Genomic DNA, 18,396 nt, shown 5'->3' with positions numbered 1-18,396 from the left:
ATATTCAAAAAATTGTATTATGTACAATAGCTCACAGAGCATCAATTCCGCAAACTGTATAGATTTAATGACCAGAAATGGTATTAAATCTTCATAGATTTTAATTTTTTTATACGATGTCAAAAGATATTTTAGATAACATAGAACTCCGCTCTGAAAGCGTTCAGGACATTCTTACCCAGCCTCCTCATTGGATGATACGCTGGGGAAACAGTGTCATATTAATTATACTTCTGCTTATCCTTGCGATGAGCTATATCATAAAGTATCCGGAATTTGTTGCAGCTCCCGTTGTCGTTACTTCACAGAATCCGCCTGAAAAAATAGAAGCCAGAACCAGCTCAAAGATTGAGAAAATCTTCATTAAAGATCATCAGGAGGTAAAGAAAAACGATGTATTGATGGTTATGCAGTCCACAGCCAATTATAAAGATGTTCTGGAACTGAAGAAACTGATGGATTCTGTTTCTCCCCAACAGCTGCAAAATTTCCCGATCGCAACAACTTCAAGATTTAAACTTGGAGAACTGCAGGGAGATTACAACAGTTTTGCAAAAGCTTTTCAGGATGAAGAACTTTTCACAAGGCTTCAGCCGTATGCACCGGAAAATATAGCCGCCAACCAGAGTATCTCTGAATACAGAGTAAGGATTGCCACCTTAAAACAGCAGAAAAGCCTTGAATTGGCCAAATATGAACTATCAAAGAAAAGCTATCAGAGATCCCAGGAATTGTTCAACCAGGGCGTGATTGCTTCCGTGGAACTTGAAAATGAAAAAATAAAATTCCTTCAGGCCCAGCAGAATCTTGAAAACCTTAATATTTCTATCTCGCAGATGGATGAAGGGATTTCCAATCTGAATAAAACGAAAAGCGGAACCGCCATTAATACCGAAAAAGATAAGATCACCTATTCTTCCCAGACTTTACAGCTTTTTGAACAGCTTCGTAAATCACTAAAACAATGGGAGCAGAATTATCTTGTGATCTCTTCTACAGACGGGATGGCCAGTTTCCAGCAGTTTTTCGGGGAAAATCAGTTTGTAAAGATGGCAGAGCCTATCCTTTCTATTCTTCCTACAAACAAGGAAAAGCTGGTAGGCAGAATGTCTGTTCCTACCGTAAACTCAGGAAAAGTGACTACAGGTCAGAAAGTACTGATCAAACTTGACAATTACCGTTTCCAGGAATATGGAATTGTGGAAGGAAAAGTTCAGAATATTTCGCTTATTCCTGATGACAAAGGAAATTATTATGTAGATATTGTGCTTCCAAAAGGATTAAAAACAAGCTACAACAAAACCCTTACTTTTGATAAAGAGCTTAGAGGAAATGCAGAAATCGTGACGCAGGATCTCCGTCTTATTGAGAGATTCTTCTACCAAATCAGGAAATTACTGGGGTATCAGAGTTAATCTATACTCTTAAACATATCAGGAAAACCGCGGCTGTTACAAGCTGCGGTTTTCTCTTTTATGAAATCAAATAGCAATTTTTATCTCTTACTTTCCGGGTTTAGCCTTTAAAAATATAAAGCTGTAATCGGTAGGGTATTTCTGAGCTCCCACGGATGCATTCTTGTGGCAGTCCATGCACTGTTTTTCCTGGATATAGGTTTCCATCGTAACATTAGCAATATTATTCGGGGTAATGCCTCCATCCATCAGCGGAGCGGTTTTATTGTTATTCGCATCCTGAATTGGATTTTCCGGCCACTGTACATTCACCAGCTGATAATATTGCCATACCGATTTAGGGTTACTGGTTTTGATCATGCTCTGAATCTGTTTGTTCAGCTGCTGGATGTCTGCCGATATCGCATTATCCGCAATACGGACTACCTGAACCGGTGTATTTAAACTATCCTGGCCTGGGACCGGAGACTGGTTCGGTTTGTCTTTGCTTTTGGGATTATAAAAGCAATATTTAACGGCTGGATCTACCTGCCCTTCTGTGGGTGCATTGTTTACATGTTCAAACGTCATCCATGTAAATTGCGGCGACTGATTCGTCTTCCTGATAATATGAAGCCCTACCAATCCAAGGTATTTTGGTGAATATTTGCCGTAGATCGGTTGTTTGTTTTGATCAAAACCTTTAATTTCAGGAACCATCGCTTTAGAAATCTTGTAAAAATTCTTCAGTGATCCCAGCTGGTCCTCCGGTATAATTCTCCAAGCAGCTTTGATCTCAATAGATTCCATCGGCAGCCATACACCTTGATTTTTTGCTGCAAAAGCATTCAGGTTGTCGGAATTGTACAGCTTATTTGACCGTACAAAATCACTTTCAATGCTGTTCATTCTGATCTCATACCAGACGATATTCCCACTCTGATCCGTCAGCCACGCTCCTTTTGCCTGCATGATCTCGTCTACATTTCCTCCCAGCATGGCTCTCAGCTTCGGCTTGGGAAGAGTGGCATTGATATCTGTAAATTTATTGATCTCATTGATGTATTTGATATAGCCGTTTTTGCTTTTAAGATTCCAGGTTTTCGGCTGGCTGGCGGTAAATACATCATCAATACTTAAATAACTCTCCCATACGGTCGGGCTGTAATCTCCCGGCATCCCGTAATCTGCTGCTACGGCAGTGGTATCCGGAAGTCCTCTCTGATCTGAAGCTTTCCAGTTCAGCGCCAGAAAATTTTTCCATGCAAAACAGTTCAGTACGTTCTGAGAACTGTGTCCGCAGGTAGAATCATCAGGCAGCTGATAGCTCACGGAAGGGGGATCGCAGAAAGCTCCGCAGTCAAAATCTGCCAGCTCCTGTGAAAATCCCACCCTGGAGTTTAATTTTTTGTCCTTTTTTCCGGATTCACATGAAATTGCAATTAAACTCAATAGAAAAAAGGAAATTAAAAGCGTTCTCATTTCAACATTTTTTGAACCTGCTTGATCTGCTGATCGGAAAGCAGTTTATGATTAGGCGTAACGTTCAATTTTGGCAGGGAACCCGGTGCGACCACTTCCAATACTCCTGCAATAGAATATTTAGGATCTGATGCATTATTGAACAAAGCAAGCGGTTTTTCTCCCAATACCGCAGCAGAATGAACCGTTATATCCACAATGAACAGCTGATTATCATTCCCCAGATCCTGATAATCGGTGACGGACACGCTGATTCCTGCTCCGAAATCAAATCCGGTTTCTTTATTCGCATCACTCGTCAGGATAGCAATTCCGCTGGTTGTGATTCCGGCTTCCACCTGTGTAATGCATGAAGTCAGATTGGAAAATGTATTCAGCCTGTTGTAAAGACTGGCCTGAAGCAGGTTATTATCCAGAACATACTGCACGCTTGGCAGTGTAACTTCCGGATCTCCGACTGCCGGGTATTTCTGAGGTGTATCTCCACCTCCGGGAATTCCTGTTCCTGCAAGCTGTACTTTGAAGGTATCAGCAATCTGGGAACCCCATCTGATCAGTGATCCTTTAACCGAAATTTCGCTAAGCTTGAACTTAGCGCCGGCAGGAGCCTCAAATCTGGAATGAAGGATCATATTGAACGGATAAAAGGTAGATCCGGGATTGGTATCTGTTCCTCTGATAATTTTGTAGCAGTCTTCTATTTTGTATCCTTCCGCTGAATCCGGCATTTTAAACTGAGTGAAATCCGGCAGCTGGCCGTACAATGCAATTGGATTCGTTAATGATATTTTCAGCTTATTATTGTACACCAAAGAATTCACATTCTGCCCGATTCGCGGGTCACTGTTTCTGTAGATCTGCCCATACTGTGCTGCACAGATCAGCTGATTAGGATCTGTAATTACATTTCCTTTATCATCAACTCTTAAAATGGTGGCAGCTGCTCCAAGATAGATCTCGGCTCCTAATGAATTGGGCGGGCTTGTAAGATGTACGGCTCCACCACCTTCGTTTGTCGCTGATGGACCATTATTCCACTTATTGATCGGGTTATAGGCAGGCTGTCCGGTTTCTCTGACGATCACAGGGTTACCATTCTCATCCAGCAGATAAAGATCTTCTTGCTGTACATTTGGGTTATTCAGGATTTCCTGATACAGGGAAACCACCATATCGGGAGACACTTTCCACATATGGAACCAGTATTCAGGATTTTCATGGGTGAAATCTACCGCGATGATATCTCCGTCTGCATCTCTTGTAACCGCCCATTCACAATATTCATCCTGCCATCCTCTGGGCCCGGAAGGTCCGAATGGTTTCGTTTCTGTATTGGTCGGGTCACATGGTTTTTTAGCGACAGCCAGTGCAATGCCGTATTTTTTACTGAAAGCACCAGGGCCGATATCGGCAAGTTCATGCAGTTTATCCGGAGCATCAGCTTTTCCAAAGCTATCAATAAACAAAGTGGTGAAATAATAGTTGATTCTGTTAGGAAAAGCACCCCACTGTATGGGAACGGTATTATTCTTAACGGGTACCACCGGGGTTACAAGAGGATTGAAATACCAGCTTCTTGGATGGTCATAGGTGCTGGACCAGGGATTTCCCATCTGCGAATTAACGGTGCAGTATTTTACATAATTGCTCCAGGCATTTTCTATCTGGTTTTTCAGATCCGGATAATCCTTGAAGTCTTTTTCTGCCTGATAGGCAGGGGTGTCAAATTTTGTCATGGCTTTAATTTTTTTAACAGGGTATAGTTTTTATGAAGCAGGTGTAATCCTGTAATGATTACAGTCTTAAAATAGATCAGTACTAAAAGGTACAGTGAAGGTCTGTTTTCAATGGGTAAAGTGGAAATTCATATTTCCTGTGCTTACCTGAAATGTAAATCTGATACTCAAAGCTAGATATTATCCTTTGAAATTCTTTACGTATTTCTACGCATTTTTATTTTTCAAAGTTTATACTTAAACCAGAATACCCTTGGGTAAAGAAAAAAATAAAGCCGTAAATTCTCCAGTAAATGAAATCAGGTTAAATACAAAACTACCGCACTTTTCAGTACGGTAGTTTCTCACCCTTATTTAGATTCATCAATAAGTACGGTGAAAGTAGAATATAGTAGAAAACAAAAGTATTCAGTTCAAGTTCAGTGCTGTTTTCAGGTTGGTTCTCGTCCGGGCAATGATGATATGCAGCAGTTTCAGCCGAAAGCTAAAATGCCATCTGGGAAATCTCGGATGTTCCATATGTTCACTGATCATTATGAAAGTCACCACAATCATCGCCAGGTTATGCCCTGCCGGCAGCAGCATAGGAAAGAGCATCAGCGCCCATCCTGCTCCTACACACCAGATTCCGTGCATCATTCCGAACATGACAGCATCACGATTGGCTTCCGGGCCAAAAGCAGCCAATGGAATATGATCATGACCCCGGTTCAGACAGCGTTGTTTGACCGGAGAGAACTGCCAGATAGCAGCAATGATCCCCACTCCTATTGCAGGAATAAAAGAATTAGGCATTACCAGATTTAACCCTACAATCAATGCATTCATAAAAAATCCAACCACGATCCACACTGCCGTATATCCGAAAATAAAAAGCAGGGCCGACCAGAACCGGCGGTTTTTAAAACTGCGGCCATAAATATACTGAACCGGAGCAATGAGCTTGGGTAGCATCATCGCCAATACCATAAGCGTCCATCCCATCATCAGATCCGAAACAGGATTCATCTTCAGCATCATTTGAAGTGATGCTTTTGACGCTCCCTGAAGGGTCATATGACAATGCTTGACCGTCATAATCCCTCCCGGATTAAACAGCAGGATGATCCAGAACACAGCACTTACCGCAAGAATCGTTATGCTTATTGAATAACTGATCCTTTTCGAGGTTTTCATAACTGCTGAGCTTCACGATAGATACTTACGCGGCCTACTGTGATCTTTTCATCTGTAGGCATTACGCTATCTGGCAGAATCGTCACGTCCAGGGAATTAATATCAAGCTCATTATTAATAAAAAGGTTATCAATAATATCTGTAATATTGAGGATAAAAGTAAGCCCGTTTCCACCATTATGACCATTTTTGTCAGAAGCATTCCGCAATCCGAAAAGTGAAATATGCCCCGCAAGCTGATGATTCACTGAAACATTCAGGATATTGGCATCCCTGGTTCCTTTCACATTTTCCAGCTGAAGATAAACCTGATCCGGTAAATTGGACACAGAGGCTTTCATCAGGCTGTTTGGTACATTCTTCCAGGAGCTGCTTTCCAGCCGAACTGTGGTTTTGGCTCCTGATCCGTCTATTTGAACCTGTCCTGCATTGGCACCAACAAGTTCCGAGTTGTCTCCCAGATCCATATTTTGTTCTTGTAAATTTTCGGTGTCTATAGATTTTGCTCCTAATTTAGTTAATCTCTGAGAAAGTGTTTTTTCCACTAACGGAGCTGTTGTAGGGGCAAGATCATCATAAGTATAATCAAGCTTATCCAGACTGGTCATTTCTCCCGGCGTATAAACCCAGGCATTATTATCCGGTAAAGGCATTATAAATTCTCTTTCCCCGTACAAGGCCGGCCCTCCAAGCCAAAGCGGGTTAATTGGATTATGATTCGTGACATTCCAGGCAGCCCACATTCTGTCTATATTACAGTGATGCAGGTAGAAAATAGGATCGAGTCCTGCCGAATCCGGATCAGACATCAGCCCATCATGTCCTCCTACCTGAACGTGTACCAGATTATGAGGATTGCTTTCAAGATTTCCGCTTACGTTTCCATCGTGTGAAAACCGGGTTTCCGGTCCCCCATAGCCGGGTTTTGAGGTTGCAGAATTGCTTCCCGTATAGATTGTATTTCCCTGGCAGGCTTCTGACAGTGGCGGAATTTCAACATAAATGTTTCCATCGCTTTTCGGACCATATCTGGCCGTTACGTATAAAGGATTCAGGGTTCCGTCCGGAAGGGTTTTCTCTGTGAAAGCCGGCGGGATCTTATACTGATCACCGGATCCCAGATAATTCCAGTATGGAAGCGCCCAATCCGCAGGACCACCCAGGCTGATCACTGCCTGACGGATCTGTTCTTCAAGGGCAATAAGATAGCCGCGATGCCATGGTGCAAAATACCAGCTCTGATGCTGACACTGATTCCAATATTTATCTATAATATTCTGGTCAGGCAATGGGCTTGTAGGAACATTTGGAGGTCCGGGAAGAACATTCCAGTTCGGAAATTTTTCTCCTCCCATCTGCTCACCATGCATTGCTGCAAAAAACCACCAGCTGTTTTCGTCATTTAAAGCACGAGACTGCATCACGCCTACCGCTTTTGCATACCATAAAAGATCCGGATTTTCAAAAGTCCCGTTCTGATCCCATGCGTTTTTTCTTGTAAACTTAGCCATAGAATTAATTTTTTGATTTCTGGTTATTATAAAGTTTTTTATGAACATTACTGCTTAGAAAAGCAGGTTGTATGTTCATCACAAATCTATAGATATGACAGAAAAAACGGTTACGTATTTCTACGTAATTTTCCCTTTTGTGTGAAATTAAAGGATGGAAGCCAGAGGCTAGAGGCTGGAAGCTACTTCCAGACAATAATATTAAACAGCTGCCTTTAAATTGGTTGAAGCGGATTCAAAAAAATTAATAAAACCGCGGTGTATTGCTGCCTTTGGACTTCAATAACTTCCCTCTTCCGGTTTCAAACTTTCTTACCTTATTATCAAATAAAAATGTATGATCCCGAACTCAGGTTAATTATCATTCAAAATTTTAATATCGGGTTTCAAAGGAAATGTAAAATCAGAATGGCGGATCACCAAAACTTAGAGTGATACGTTTTTAATTCAGGAATTTGAAATATGTAATAATATGTAATGGCGGGTTCATAAAATAAAAAAAGGAAAGTAATCTGTATTACTTTCCTTTGTGTTGTAGCGAAGACGGGAATTGAACCCGTGACCTCAGGGTTATGAATCCTGCGCTCTAACCAACTGAGCTACCTCGCCGTTTTGGTGGTGCAAATATAGAAAATATTTGTTTACCACCAAAATTATTTTAGCTTAAAATATTCCAAAACATCGCCAACATGGTCTGGTTTATTGATAATCTTATTGTTAGCATCTAAAATAAAATACGTAGGAGTTGCATGAACATTGTAGGTTTCTACATAACTGCTGTTCCATCCTCTTAATTCAGAATCATTGACCCAAGGGAACGCAGCAATTTTCTGGGTATATGCCGCTTTATCCGTATCTAAAGATAGCCCTACGATCTGGATATTTTTAGCTTTAAAATCATTATACTTCGCTAGAAGCTGAGGCAGTTCGCTTTCACAGTGAGAGCATGTGGATGACCAGAAAACAACAACCTTTTTATCCGCTTTTACATCGTATAATGACTTGGCAGATGTATTGGCCGGAGACTGGAATTTAATGTTAGGAAATGCAGCTCCCATTTCAACGTTCGCATTGGATTTTATCGTACTCGCCAGCCTTTCATTAATGGTACATTTCAGGTTTTTGGCAAGGGTAAGATATTTGGTTTTAAATTCATCCATTCCGTAACCGTCAAAAACATCTATCAGTTCAGACAAAACAGTCTGCCCTCTTGGTGTTTCAACTTTTAAACGGTCCAACAAAGCATCTACTGAACCCGCAACATTTGTATTGCCGCCATTATTAAGGAATAAAATCAGGACAGGTCTCAAAAGAGATGATGATTCAAGCATATCATTGGACTTATCCAGGAAGTTGATAATATCATCCTGACTGACTTTTTTATCCGGCGTCGCTGAATTGGCTGAATTGGATAAAAACTTACTGTAATTGGTATTATAATAAGAAATGAACGGGTGCTGTGCAGCATCAATACCATTGCTTGTTCCGGAAAGCCTTCCTATTTCTTCTTTCAGGGCTTTTCCGAACTCTGTGTTATCTTTATAGTATTCTTTGATCTGCGCCAACGCCGGAAGAATAAGCTCCTTTTTCTGGGAACCTTCCTGCTGTTTGTTCATGAGATCATTGGCTTCGTCAAGATATACTACATCTTTTACCTTATTATTCTGAATATCCAGCTTTATGCTTACATTTTTATTCTCAGAAATAAAAGTTACCGCATTATTTGAACCCGGAAAATATACTTTCATCATCCCCATATAATGGCTGGGATACTTAAAGGTCCACGTATTGTTCTTGCTTTGCTCTTTGGTAGCAATGATATCTTTTGAACCGTTTAATGTATATAGAATAGCGTCCTGATCTTTAAATTCGGCAGGAGTCTGGACTGTAACCGTAAACTGTGCCTGCAGGGAAAATGCAGCTAATACTGCAGATAATATATATATCTTTTTCATAGAGTAAAAATAAAAAAACTCTCTGACTAATCAGAGAGTTTAATGTTATTTTAATAAAATTTTAGGCTTTTTGGCTCTTCAATTTTCTTGTATAGAATAAAATAAGTGCAATGGCTACAACAGACAGCAGAATAACATACATGTCAATTGGTGATGCCGGTGCTCCGGGGCCTCCACCTCCAATACCATTTTTCGATGCGGTACCTGGCGCGGGAGGAATTTCATCTGCGTACGCAAATGATACGATAAAAAGAAAAAGAGCTGATACTAGTTTATTGATAGTTTTCATATTATTTTAAGATTTTGGTGTTAACAATTACTCCTTTATCAGAAACCACTTTTACAACATACGAGCTTTTCACTGAATCATTAAGTTCAATTACGAAATCGCGTGATGCATCAACTGCTTTCTTAGAGATAATAAGTTTACCACTCATATCATAAACTTCGATATCTGCTTTTTTCCAACTTGGATCAAATCTAACGATATAATTACTAACCGCAGGGTTATATACAATCATTGTTTTGGAGAATGACTTAGTTTCGTCATTAGTTGCCAGTACTACATTGCTTGGTTCACCATAATACAGGTTATAAGACTGTGAGCTTACAGGAATTACAACTCCCTGTTTTGCCTGCTGTACTGTACCGTTAGAAGCTTTGTAGTAGAATCCTTTTCCAGAAGATAACTGATGCGTTCCTGCAGTAAGCATTTCAGCATTTTCTCTGATCTCAAATTTATAGGATACTATTTTTTGTCCTGGCGTATTGTAATCAAAATTATACATTAGTACGTTTTTTCCTAAGAAATTACTTTCGTTAGCTTCGTTAATGTATAACTGATATTGTGCAGTGTAGTTAGGATCTTCGCCACCGTTCAAGCCTTCTTCATAGGTAACAATCTTGTTACTGGAATCCGTAGCAGCCTGAATTGTTGTAGCAGTAGAAACCTGATGCCCGGTAGTAGCATGTGGAGAAACCACATAATACACCCTTGATACTTCTTTACCGCTAGCATCCAGACCAATTACTCCTAATTGCTTTATAGTTGCAGTTACAGACTTATTCGCGTTAGCAGACTTATTGGCTGTAACACTATAGCTTGTACCATCTACTCTTGCTGTATTGTTAAATCTTCTAAGTGTGTTAAAATCTAATGTCTGAGGATTATTATTCCTCAATTTCATAATAAAAACACCCATTGGTTTTACCATCAGATTATTAACATCTCCTACCGGAATGTGGGTAGTTTCGTCAAATGTCATAGTCAGAGCATTCGTAAATTCACTTCCTACGTTATTAACGTACTGTACGGTTCCCGGTGAATACTGAACAGCCCAAATGTTATTAATGGCATTGCCATCAGTAACTGTACCACCTTCAAGATATCCAATTTTCGATAAATCTAAGTTGGTCAGAAACGGGTTTCCAAATTCATAGATATTCTTTCCGTAAGAACCTGCCCATGGAGTGGTAGTATCTTCAAACTGATCATACAGATATGTATTATATCTTTCATTGTATGAGTTTTTGTAAGTACCGTTCGGTCCGAAATTAATCCCGTTACCTGCATTCACTAAATTAGCGACAGGTAAAGTAGAAAACGGACTACCATTTACAGTGTAAACTCCACCGGCCCCCGGAGGATTACTAAGATCAAGATTATTATTCAGTGATCCCAGCATATAGTAGCCATAAGGAACAGTAGTGGCACTTGCAATCGGTTTGGTCTCACTTACCACAGTAGCATTATTCCAATATAATATTTCATTTTTGGAATATCTGGTGCTGCTGAAAGTTTTGTTGAGTTCCGCTGAAAGAGATGATAATACTTTACCATTGAAAGGCAAAGCCATTTGTTGATAGAAATTACCCTCACCATGTTTGGCATTTCTATATTCTTTACTTACGATACCTGTAACATTACCTTGGGCTAAGCCATCAACGTAAAGTTGTCCGTAAGTAGATGTGGCATAAGTGGCTGGAGTATTCATTCTTAAAACAATATTTCCACCATCGGTTTTATCTCCACCGGTAGTAGTAATCGTTTTAAGAGCATCTCCGGTCGCACCTACAACCATGACGTTTCCATGCACATCCAGGAGACCATTACCTCTTGTCTGTACACCTCCACCACTATAAACAAGGGTGCCTTCGCTCACATACATATTAGCATTAGTGTCAACGTGACATAGTACCTGCGCCTGAACAGAGTAACTAATTGCTAAAAGACCTATAGCAAATAAACTTTTTCTCATTGTATAAATTATTTGTGTGTTAATACAATCTTCACCCGCAAAGGTAAGATTTTTTTTTAAAGAAAAAAAAATATTTTATTTATTAACAAAAATATTATCCTCCGTTAATATAATTTCTTTCTCCTCTCCAATTGAAAACATATAGTCTTCCAGAACTTTTTCAGTGGTTCCTCTTAACCCTCTGGCTCCCAATCCTTTTTCAATGGTTTCTTCTACTATCTTTTCGACAGCGCCGTCTGTGAAAACCAAATTCGTGCCATCCATTTTGAACAGTTCAATAAACTGATTGATGATAGAGTTTTTAGGCTCTTTCATAATTCTTACCATGGTCTCCTTATCCAGTTTATCCAGGTAAGTAATGATCGGGAATCTGCCCAAAAGTTCAGGAATCAGTCCAAATGTACGAAGGTCAATTGCATTAATATTGGTTAATACATAATCCTCTTCACCCACTTTATTGATTTTTTCAGAACTGAATCCGATAGCCTGCTTGTTCATTCTTCTTTCGATGATATCTTTGATTCCATCAAAAGCACCCCCTGCAATAAACAGGATGTTCTGGGTATTCACCTGGATATATTTCTGATCCGGATGTTTTCTTCCCCCCTGAGGCGGAACATTCACAATGCTTCCTTCCAGAAGTTTCAGCAATCCCTGCTGTACGCCTTCTCCGGAAACATCTCTGGTGATACTCGGGTTATCCGATTTTCTTGCAATCTTATCTATTTCATCAATAAATACAATTCCTCTTTCTGCCTTTTCCACATCATAATCTGCCACCATCAGCAGTCTCGAAAGAATACTTTCCACATCTTCTCCTACATAGCCGGCCTCTGTAAGAATGGTAGCATCCACGATACAAAAAGGAACATTAAGTTCTCTTGCGATGGTTTTCGCAAGAAGGGTTTTTCCTGTACCGGTTTCACCAATCATGATGATGTTTGATTTTTCCAGTTCCACTTCCCTGTTTTCGTCCTGGGCGTGAAGCAGTCTTTTATAATGATTGTATACCGCGATCGAAAGCTGCTTTTTTGCCTGATCCTGTCCAATTACATACTGGTTCAGGAATTCTTTGATCTCTTTCGGTTTTTTTAGTTCGTCTATACTTTCTGCAGGTGAGGAAACTGTTTTCGAAACGCTGTCTTTTACAATAACGTGCGCCTGTTCGATGCAGTTTTCGCAGATAAAGCCACTCTGCCCGGAAATAAGCATCTGTACTTCATTTCTTTTTCTGCCGCAGAAAGAACACTGGTTTGAATTCATACTATATAATAATGTTAAAGAAAATCGTAAAAAATTTCTTTTTTACGATTTTATGCTTTTTAAGAATTAATAATTGAGTTTTGGATCTCTTTATATTCTTCGTCTGTTAATTTTAGTCTTTCATTTCTGAAGTTCATGTCTTCCACCTTGTTTAAGGGAATAAGATGGATATGGGCATGAGGCACTTCAAGTCCTACAACAGCTACACCCACTCTTACGCAGGGTACTGCACTTTTCACCTTTTTGGCGACCTGCTGGGCAAATCCCCAAAGGTTTTTATATTCTTCACTTTCCAGATCAAAGATCAAATCAACTTCTTTTTTAGGGATGACCAATGTATGTCCTTTCACTAAAGGCATTGCATCAAGAAATGCGATGAAGTTATCATCCTCAGCGATTTTGTATGAGGGAATGTCTCCGTTGATGATCTTTGTGAATATACTGCTCATTTTTTTAGAAGTTAGATGGTTAGAGGTTAGAAATTAGAAGATTGTTTCCGGAAATTTCAGATTACAGGGTAATCTCCAATACTTCGAAAGACAGTTTGTTTCCGTTCGGCAGTGTGATATCTGCAGTTTCGCCAATTACTTTTCCAAGCAATCCTTTTGCGATAGGGGTATTCACAGAAATTTTCCCTGTTTTAAGGTCACTTTCGTTATCCGGCACCAATGTAAACACCTGCTCCTGATTAGTCGCATTGTTTTTAAGTTTTACCGTAGTAAGAATGGAAACCTTTGAAGTATCTAATTGACTTTCATCTATGATCTTAGAGTTTGCGATAGTATCTTTAAGCTTGGAAATTCTCATTTCAAGCATACCCTGAGCTTCTTTAGCAGCATCATATTCAGCATTTTCAGATAAATCTCCTTTATCTCTCGCTTCTGCAATCTGCTGGGTAATTTTTGGTCTTTCCACAGTTTCTAACTGTTCCAGCTCAGCTTTCATTTTCTCTTGTCCCACCTTTGTTACATAGCTTGCCATAATTTTCAAAATTTAGTTTTGGTATAAAAAAATAATCCGACATTTGCCGGACAATGTTTTACGTGTTATAATCGTTTAACTTTTACAAATATATAAAAATTTAAATTGAAATGAAAAAAACTTTTTCAATCTTATCTATTTTAACATTGCTGATTTTCAGTAATTTAACCATAAACTCATGCGGAAGCAGAGAAGATACCGTGAACTGTTTTCCAAGCAATCCCATTAATGTAACTTTAAACCTGAACCTGCCCGCCTATTATAATCTCACCTTCGACGGAGGCTGGATTTATGTGAACGAGCAGCAGTCCGGGACCAGAGGTCTGATTGTAGTCCGCGTGGGAGACAACTTTAAAGCCTACGACAGAAATGCACCGCATATCTGCCCGGGTCCCAATACTACCCTTGAAGTGAAAGACAACATCAGTATTCTATGCCCGCAGGACAACACAAGATGGATTCTGAGATCAGGACAGCCGGAATCCGGTGCAGCCACTTCCCTGCCTCCTAAAACGTATCCCAACAATTACGATCCGGCCACTAAAACTTTAAATATTTACTTCTAATGAAAATTGTTATCCAGAGGGTATCTGAAGCCAGTGTAAAGGTAGATGGAAAGGTTGTAGGTGAAATTGGAAAAGGACTGATGCTCCTTACAGGTATTGATGAAAATGACGAAAAAACGGATGCAGACTGGCTGGTTCAGAAAGTCTTAAATCTCAGGATATTTGGCGATGAAGATGACAAACTTAATCTTTCCGTAAAAGATATTTCGGGAGAGATCCTATGCATCAGCCAGTTTACCCTGATTGCAGATTATAAAAAAGGCAACCGCCCTTCTTTCATCAAAGCGGCAAAACCGGACAAGGCCATTCCTCTTTTTGATTATTTTAAAGAAGAAATAGCGAAATCAGGACTGAAGACAGAAAGCGGAATTTTTGGGGCAGACATGAAAGTCTCCCTGATCAATGACGGCCCGGTAACCATCGTTATGGATTCCATTACAAAAAGCTAAACAGTAAAATTATACAACCAATCTCCCAGATATCGTTCATGAGTTCTCATTTTAAATTAATCCCGGCATTTTTATTAAGTGTCAATATATTTTTCACAGGCCACGCACAGGACCGAAAAGCACTTTTAAAAACCAAAATGGATTCTGTATTTTCACAGTTATTCAAAGCCAATGAACCCGGCGGCGCCATCTTGATCCAGCAGGGAAATAAGGTTTTGTATGAACATTCATTCGGGCTGGCTGATGTGAAAACCGGGGAGAAATTTACCAGCAAAACGGTATCCAACCTGGGTTCCATAACCAAGACTTTTGTGTCTTACGGAATTCTGATGCTTCAGGACCAAAAGAAACTATCAACGGATGATTCTATTCTGAAATTCTTTCCTGATTTTAAGAATAAAGAGATGGCCTCTAAAATTAAGCTCCATCATCTTCTCACTCATACTTCAGGAATTCCGGATCTCAGAAAGATAGATAAAGACAGTATTTTTTATCTTACCGCGAAGGATGAAGAAAATTTTAAACCTTTACTTTCTGCGGACTCCCTGGAATTTGAGCCGGGAACGAAATTCAATTATTCCAATCCGGCTTATAACGGGCTGGCACTGGTTATTGAAAAAACCAGCGGAATGAAATGGCAGCGTTTCATTGCCCAAAATATATTCGCCCCTTCCGGTATGAAAAACAGCCGCATCACAGATGGCAGCTTTCCTGATAAAAATGTAGCACACGGCTATGTTTTAAGGAATAAAGTATATCAGGAATATGATTACGGCGAATGCCCTACTTTTCCGGCTGCCGGAAACGGAGGCGTATGGAGCTCTATTGATGATCTGAAAAAATACATCACGGCAATCAATGAGTGTAAATTCAGCGACTGTTCTGTTATTAAACAATCTGAAACTTTGTATAATGCACCTGACTGGAAAGGAGAAAAACCGGTGTATCATACCGGAACCTGGTTTGTCCATAAAGGCTTTTATGCAGATACTAAAACCGAAGAAACGGTCAATGTCATAGAGCATGCAGGAGATCAGGGAGGCTTCAAATCCCACCTCATCATGATTCCGGAGAAAAACATTTCCATTGTATGGCTTACGAACAACAATATGTTTATTACGGGACCGATCAGGAGAATCCTTCTTCAACTGAAATACATTGATTAAACCCTGTTTTTGAAATTTTGAAAAACCTCACTATAACGCATTTTCGTAATATAAAAATCACAAAACAATGATTTAATTTATTTTTATACGATTTTATTTCTCATAAAATTATATATTTGGTAAACAACCACTTAATAAAATATTATGAGAACAAAAATTAGACTTTTCTCTCTATTGCTTATTCTAAGCTTTTCAATTTCTTTCGGACAAAACCCGTCCGGCAAAGCAGACCGGTTAAATTCCAACATCTATGTCTGCTTTTCGAAAAACATTAATTCTGAAAAAACAGCTTTCAGCAAAAATCCGGAGCTGGCAGAATTTGTAAAGACCAAGGGCATTTCATTTATTAACGATCTCGGTTTTACAGATCAAAAAATTGATGAGATGATCAGGAGCAGCAAAGCCATTGGCAACTCCGGGGAATCTGTTGAAAAACTAAGACGGATTTTTAAGGTAGACGTAGCTTCACAAAGCTCTGAGGACGCAGAAAAACTGGCGCGTACCCTTGAAAGATTCCCGGAGGTAGAATATGTTTCCGTCATGAGCAGCACTCCTGTTGAACCTCCTTTCGTTAAAGCATTTGTCACAACTCCCGATCTGGAAAGTCTGCAGACGTACCTCAACGATAATCCGGGGATTAATGCAAAATATGCCTGGTCCAGAGGAATTACAGGTCAGAACATCCGCATCCGTGATGTAGAATACGGCTTTTACAAAACCCACGAAATGCTTTCCAATCAGAATTCTATCCAGCTGGAAACGGGTTACAGTCCAAATTCAGGATTAGCTAATAATAACTACCGTGACCACGGAACGGCTGTGGCAAGTATTTTAGGTTCCGTGAAAGACAATATCGGACTTTCCGGAGGAGCATACAGCGCTTCACAAATCATAGGTTATATGGAATGGACGACTGTAGGATACAACAGGGCTTCCGCTGTAAGCAGATCTATTAACGCTTCTCAGACAGGCGATATTATCCTGTATGAAATGCAGACCGGCGGAAAAGACGGCCAATACTGCCCTGCAGAATATGACAGTGTGATCTGGGATTTAACCAAAGCAGCAACGGATTCGGGAATTATCATCATTGCAGCCGCCGGAAACGGAAATCAGAACCTGGATGATCCTTTTTATGCCTCTTATCTTGCAAGAGGAAACAGCGGCGCCATTATAGTAGGTGCCGGATCTCCCAATACCACACACTCTAAATTAAGCTTCAGTACCTACGGAAACCGCGTGGATGTTCAGGGTTGGGGCAGCAGTGTTCTTGCGGCCGGATATGGTTCGTATCAGAAGTATGACAATGATAATAACAGAACTTACAATTACTTTAGCGGAACCAGTTCTGCAACTCCGGTTGTCGCTTCTGCAGCCACACTGATCCAGTCTTTTTACAAACAGAATACAGGACAGAACCTTACCCCTGCAGCCATGAAAAACCTTCTGATCTCTACAGGAATTCCACAGGGCGGCACGGTGACCAATCAGAAGATAGGCCCTCTTCCTAATGTAAAGAATGCCATCCTACAGCTGGAAAGCACTTTCTTCCTTAAAAATAAAAAAGCAGAAGTTCCGCTTCCTTTGGAAATTAAAATCTATCCGAATCCTGTTACCCAATATGTCACTATTCACAGCACAGATGGTAAAAAACTGGATTTTGAGATGATCAATATGCAGGGAAGAACCATCAGAAAAGGATCTGTTTTGCCTGATGAAAAGATAAGCACTTCGGATCTTCTTCCAGGACAGTACATCATCAATATTACGGAAGGACAGCGAAGAGTGGTTGAGAAATTCACCAAACATTAAAATCAATACATTCAGAGGTATTTAACGTGAATTCGGGTTAAGGGTTTGATAGTTGAGTTGCTGGTTGATAGTTGCTGGTTTGAAAATCGAAACCCGCATCCCGAAACGTTATCAGTCTTTAAAATTTATAATGAGGTGATCCGGATTTGGGTCGCCTCATTTTAGTTTTAAAAACTGCAAAATAGGTGTATCTTGTTATCTTTTTAATATAAATAACAATGAGCGGAGAAAAGGATTTGCAAAAGCTTTTAAAAAGTATGAAACCTCAACATAATACCGGCGATTATGTTTTTTGCACCATCAAAAATACAGGAGATTTTGATCTCAACAGTATTGAAATGTTTTTCAGGGAAGAGGAAGGAGGTACACTGATTCTTAAAAAAGAAGCTGCAGATCAATATAATCTGGAATATTCTGTGGTCATGTCGTGGATCACGCTGACTGTACATTCGTCTCTTGAGGCAGTGGGTTTAACGGCTGCTTTTTCAAAAGCTCTTTCTGACAATGGAATCAGCTGTAATGTAGTAGCCGCTTATTTTCATGATCATATTTTCGTTAATAAAAATGATACTGAAAAGGCAATGGAGGTACTGAACCAGCTATCAGAATAGTATCGCACCCGTACCATTACAACAAGAGTATAAAAA

Annotated in this window: 16 protein-coding genes and 1 tRNA gene; 7 read left to right on the top strand and 10 right to left on the bottom strand. The window is 39.9% G+C overall.

The window, feature by feature from the left end; translation table 11 throughout:
- The first annotated feature begins 116 nt into the window (after window positions 1-116).
- Window positions 117-1,415 carry an HlyD family secretion protein gene (locus tag JET18_RS15625; RefSeq protein ID WP_202092499.1) on the top strand — a complete coding sequence of 433 codons (1,299 nt, stop codon included), beginning with the start codon at window positions 117-119 and terminating at the stop codon, window positions 1,413-1,415.
- 87 nt (window positions 1,416-1,502) lie between these two features.
- Here JET18_RS15625 and JET18_RS15620 read toward each other — a convergent pair whose 3' ends face one another.
- From JET18_RS15620 to JET18_RS15595, 6 genes are all read right to left on the bottom strand, one after another.
- Window positions 1,503-2,876: a hypothetical protein gene (locus JET18_RS15620; RefSeq protein ID WP_202092497.1), complete on the bottom strand. Its 1,374-nt coding sequence runs from the start codon at window positions 2,874-2,876 to the stop codon at window positions 1,503-1,505.
- Entirely contained in the window at window positions 2,873-4,612 is a 1,740-nt protein-coding gene (locus JET18_RS15615) for a hypothetical protein (protein ID WP_202092495.1), read from the bottom strand. Before JET18_RS15615 ends, JET18_RS15620 begins: the two co-directional genes overlap by 4 nt.
- Window positions 4,613-5,020: 408 nt before the next feature.
- Complete coding sequence (locus tag JET18_RS15610) at window positions 5,021-5,788, bottom strand: copper chaperone (protein ID WP_202092493.1); 768 nt, start codon at window positions 5,786-5,788, stop codon at window positions 5,021-5,023.
- Window positions 5,785-7,299: a tyrosinase family protein gene (locus JET18_RS15605; protein ID WP_202092491.1), complete on the bottom strand. Its 1,515-nt coding sequence runs from the start codon at window positions 7,297-7,299 to the stop codon at window positions 5,785-5,787. The genes JET18_RS15610 and JET18_RS15605 overlap by 4 nt, the downstream gene beginning before the upstream one ends.
- A gap of 535 nt (window positions 7,300-7,834) precedes the next feature.
- Window positions 7,835-7,908 (bottom strand) — tRNA-Met (locus JET18_RS15600).
- Between the two features lie 44 nt (window positions 7,909-7,952).
- On the bottom strand, window positions 7,953-9,254 hold the full coding sequence (locus tag JET18_RS15595; protein WP_202092489.1) for a peroxiredoxin family protein: 1,302 nt from the start codon (window positions 9,252-9,254) through the stop codon (window positions 7,953-7,955).
- Window positions 9,255-9,364: 110 nt separating this feature from the next.
- Between JET18_RS15595 and JET18_RS15590 the strand changes: the two genes are divergently transcribed.
- Entirely contained in the window at window positions 9,365-9,553 is a 189-nt protein-coding gene (locus JET18_RS15590) for a hypothetical protein (protein WP_202092488.1), read from the top strand.
- Here JET18_RS15590 and JET18_RS15585 read toward each other — a convergent pair.
- The 4 genes from JET18_RS15585 to greA all read right to left on the bottom strand — a co-directional run bounded on the left by JET18_RS15585 (window position 9,545) and on the right by greA (window position 13,756).
- On the bottom strand, window positions 9,545-11,512 hold the full coding sequence (locus tag JET18_RS15585) for a T9SS type A sorting domain-containing protein (protein ID WP_202092486.1): 1,968 nt from the start codon (window positions 11,510-11,512) through the stop codon (window positions 9,545-9,547). The two genes, JET18_RS15590 and JET18_RS15585, sit on opposite strands and share 9 nt — an antisense overlap.
- 75 nt (window positions 11,513-11,587) lie before the next feature.
- Window positions 11,588-12,775, bottom strand: coding sequence for an ATP-dependent Clp protease ATP-binding subunit ClpX (clpX, locus tag JET18_RS15580; protein WP_202092484.1), 1,188 nt, complete (start codon window positions 12,773-12,775; stop codon window positions 11,588-11,590).
- Between the two features lie 59 nt (window positions 12,776-12,834).
- Entirely contained in the window at window positions 12,835-13,224 is a 390-nt protein-coding gene (locus tag JET18_RS15575) for an HIT family protein (protein ID WP_202092482.1), read from the bottom strand.
- Window positions 13,225-13,285: 61 nt separating this feature from the next.
- Window positions 13,286-13,756, bottom strand: a complete 471-nt coding sequence (greA, locus tag JET18_RS15570; RefSeq protein ID WP_202092480.1) for a transcription elongation factor GreA — start codon at window positions 13,754-13,756, stop codon at window positions 13,286-13,288.
- Window positions 13,757-13,866: 110 nt separating this feature from the next.
- Here greA and JET18_RS15565 point away from each other — a divergent pair, with 110 nt between their 5' ends.
- The 5 genes from JET18_RS15565 (at window position 13,867) to JET18_RS15545 (ending at window position 18,360) form a co-directional block, all read left to right on the top strand.
- Complete coding sequence (locus JET18_RS15565; RefSeq protein ID WP_202092477.1) at window positions 13,867-14,322, top strand: Rieske (2Fe-2S) protein; 456 nt, start codon at window positions 13,867-13,869, stop codon at window positions 14,320-14,322.
- Entirely contained in the window at window positions 14,322-14,771 is a 450-nt protein-coding gene (gene dtd / locus JET18_RS15560; protein ID WP_202092475.1) for a D-aminoacyl-tRNA deacylase, read from the top strand. The genes JET18_RS15565 and dtd overlap by 1 nt, the downstream gene beginning before the upstream one ends.
- A 38-nt stretch (window positions 14,772-14,809) precedes the next feature.
- Window positions 14,810-15,937, top strand: coding sequence for a serine hydrolase domain-containing protein (locus JET18_RS15555; protein WP_202092473.1), 1,128 nt, complete (start codon window positions 14,810-14,812; stop codon window positions 15,935-15,937).
- Window positions 15,938-16,081: 144 nt separating this feature from the next.
- Window positions 16,082-17,749 carry a S8 family peptidase gene (locus tag JET18_RS15550; RefSeq protein ID WP_202092472.1) on the top strand — a complete coding sequence of 556 codons (1,668 nt, stop codon included), beginning with the start codon at window positions 16,082-16,084 and terminating at the stop codon, window positions 17,747-17,749.
- Window positions 17,750-17,967: 218 nt separating this feature from the next.
- Window positions 17,968-18,360 (top strand): ACT domain-containing protein, encoded by a 393-nt coding sequence (locus tag JET18_RS15545; RefSeq protein WP_202092471.1) that lies wholly within the window; start codon window positions 17,968-17,970, stop codon window positions 18,358-18,360.
- Window positions 18,361-18,396: the final 36 nt, after the last annotated feature.

This window comes from Chryseobacterium endalhagicum (assembly GCF_016745235.1).
In the GTDB taxonomy this organism is placed as follows: Bacteria; Bacteroidota; Bacteroidia; order Flavobacteriales; family Weeksellaceae; genus Chryseobacterium; species Chryseobacterium endalhagicum.
The sequence above is the reverse complement of the archived record's forward strand: the minus strand, read 5'-3'. Positions and strand labels throughout refer to the sequence as shown.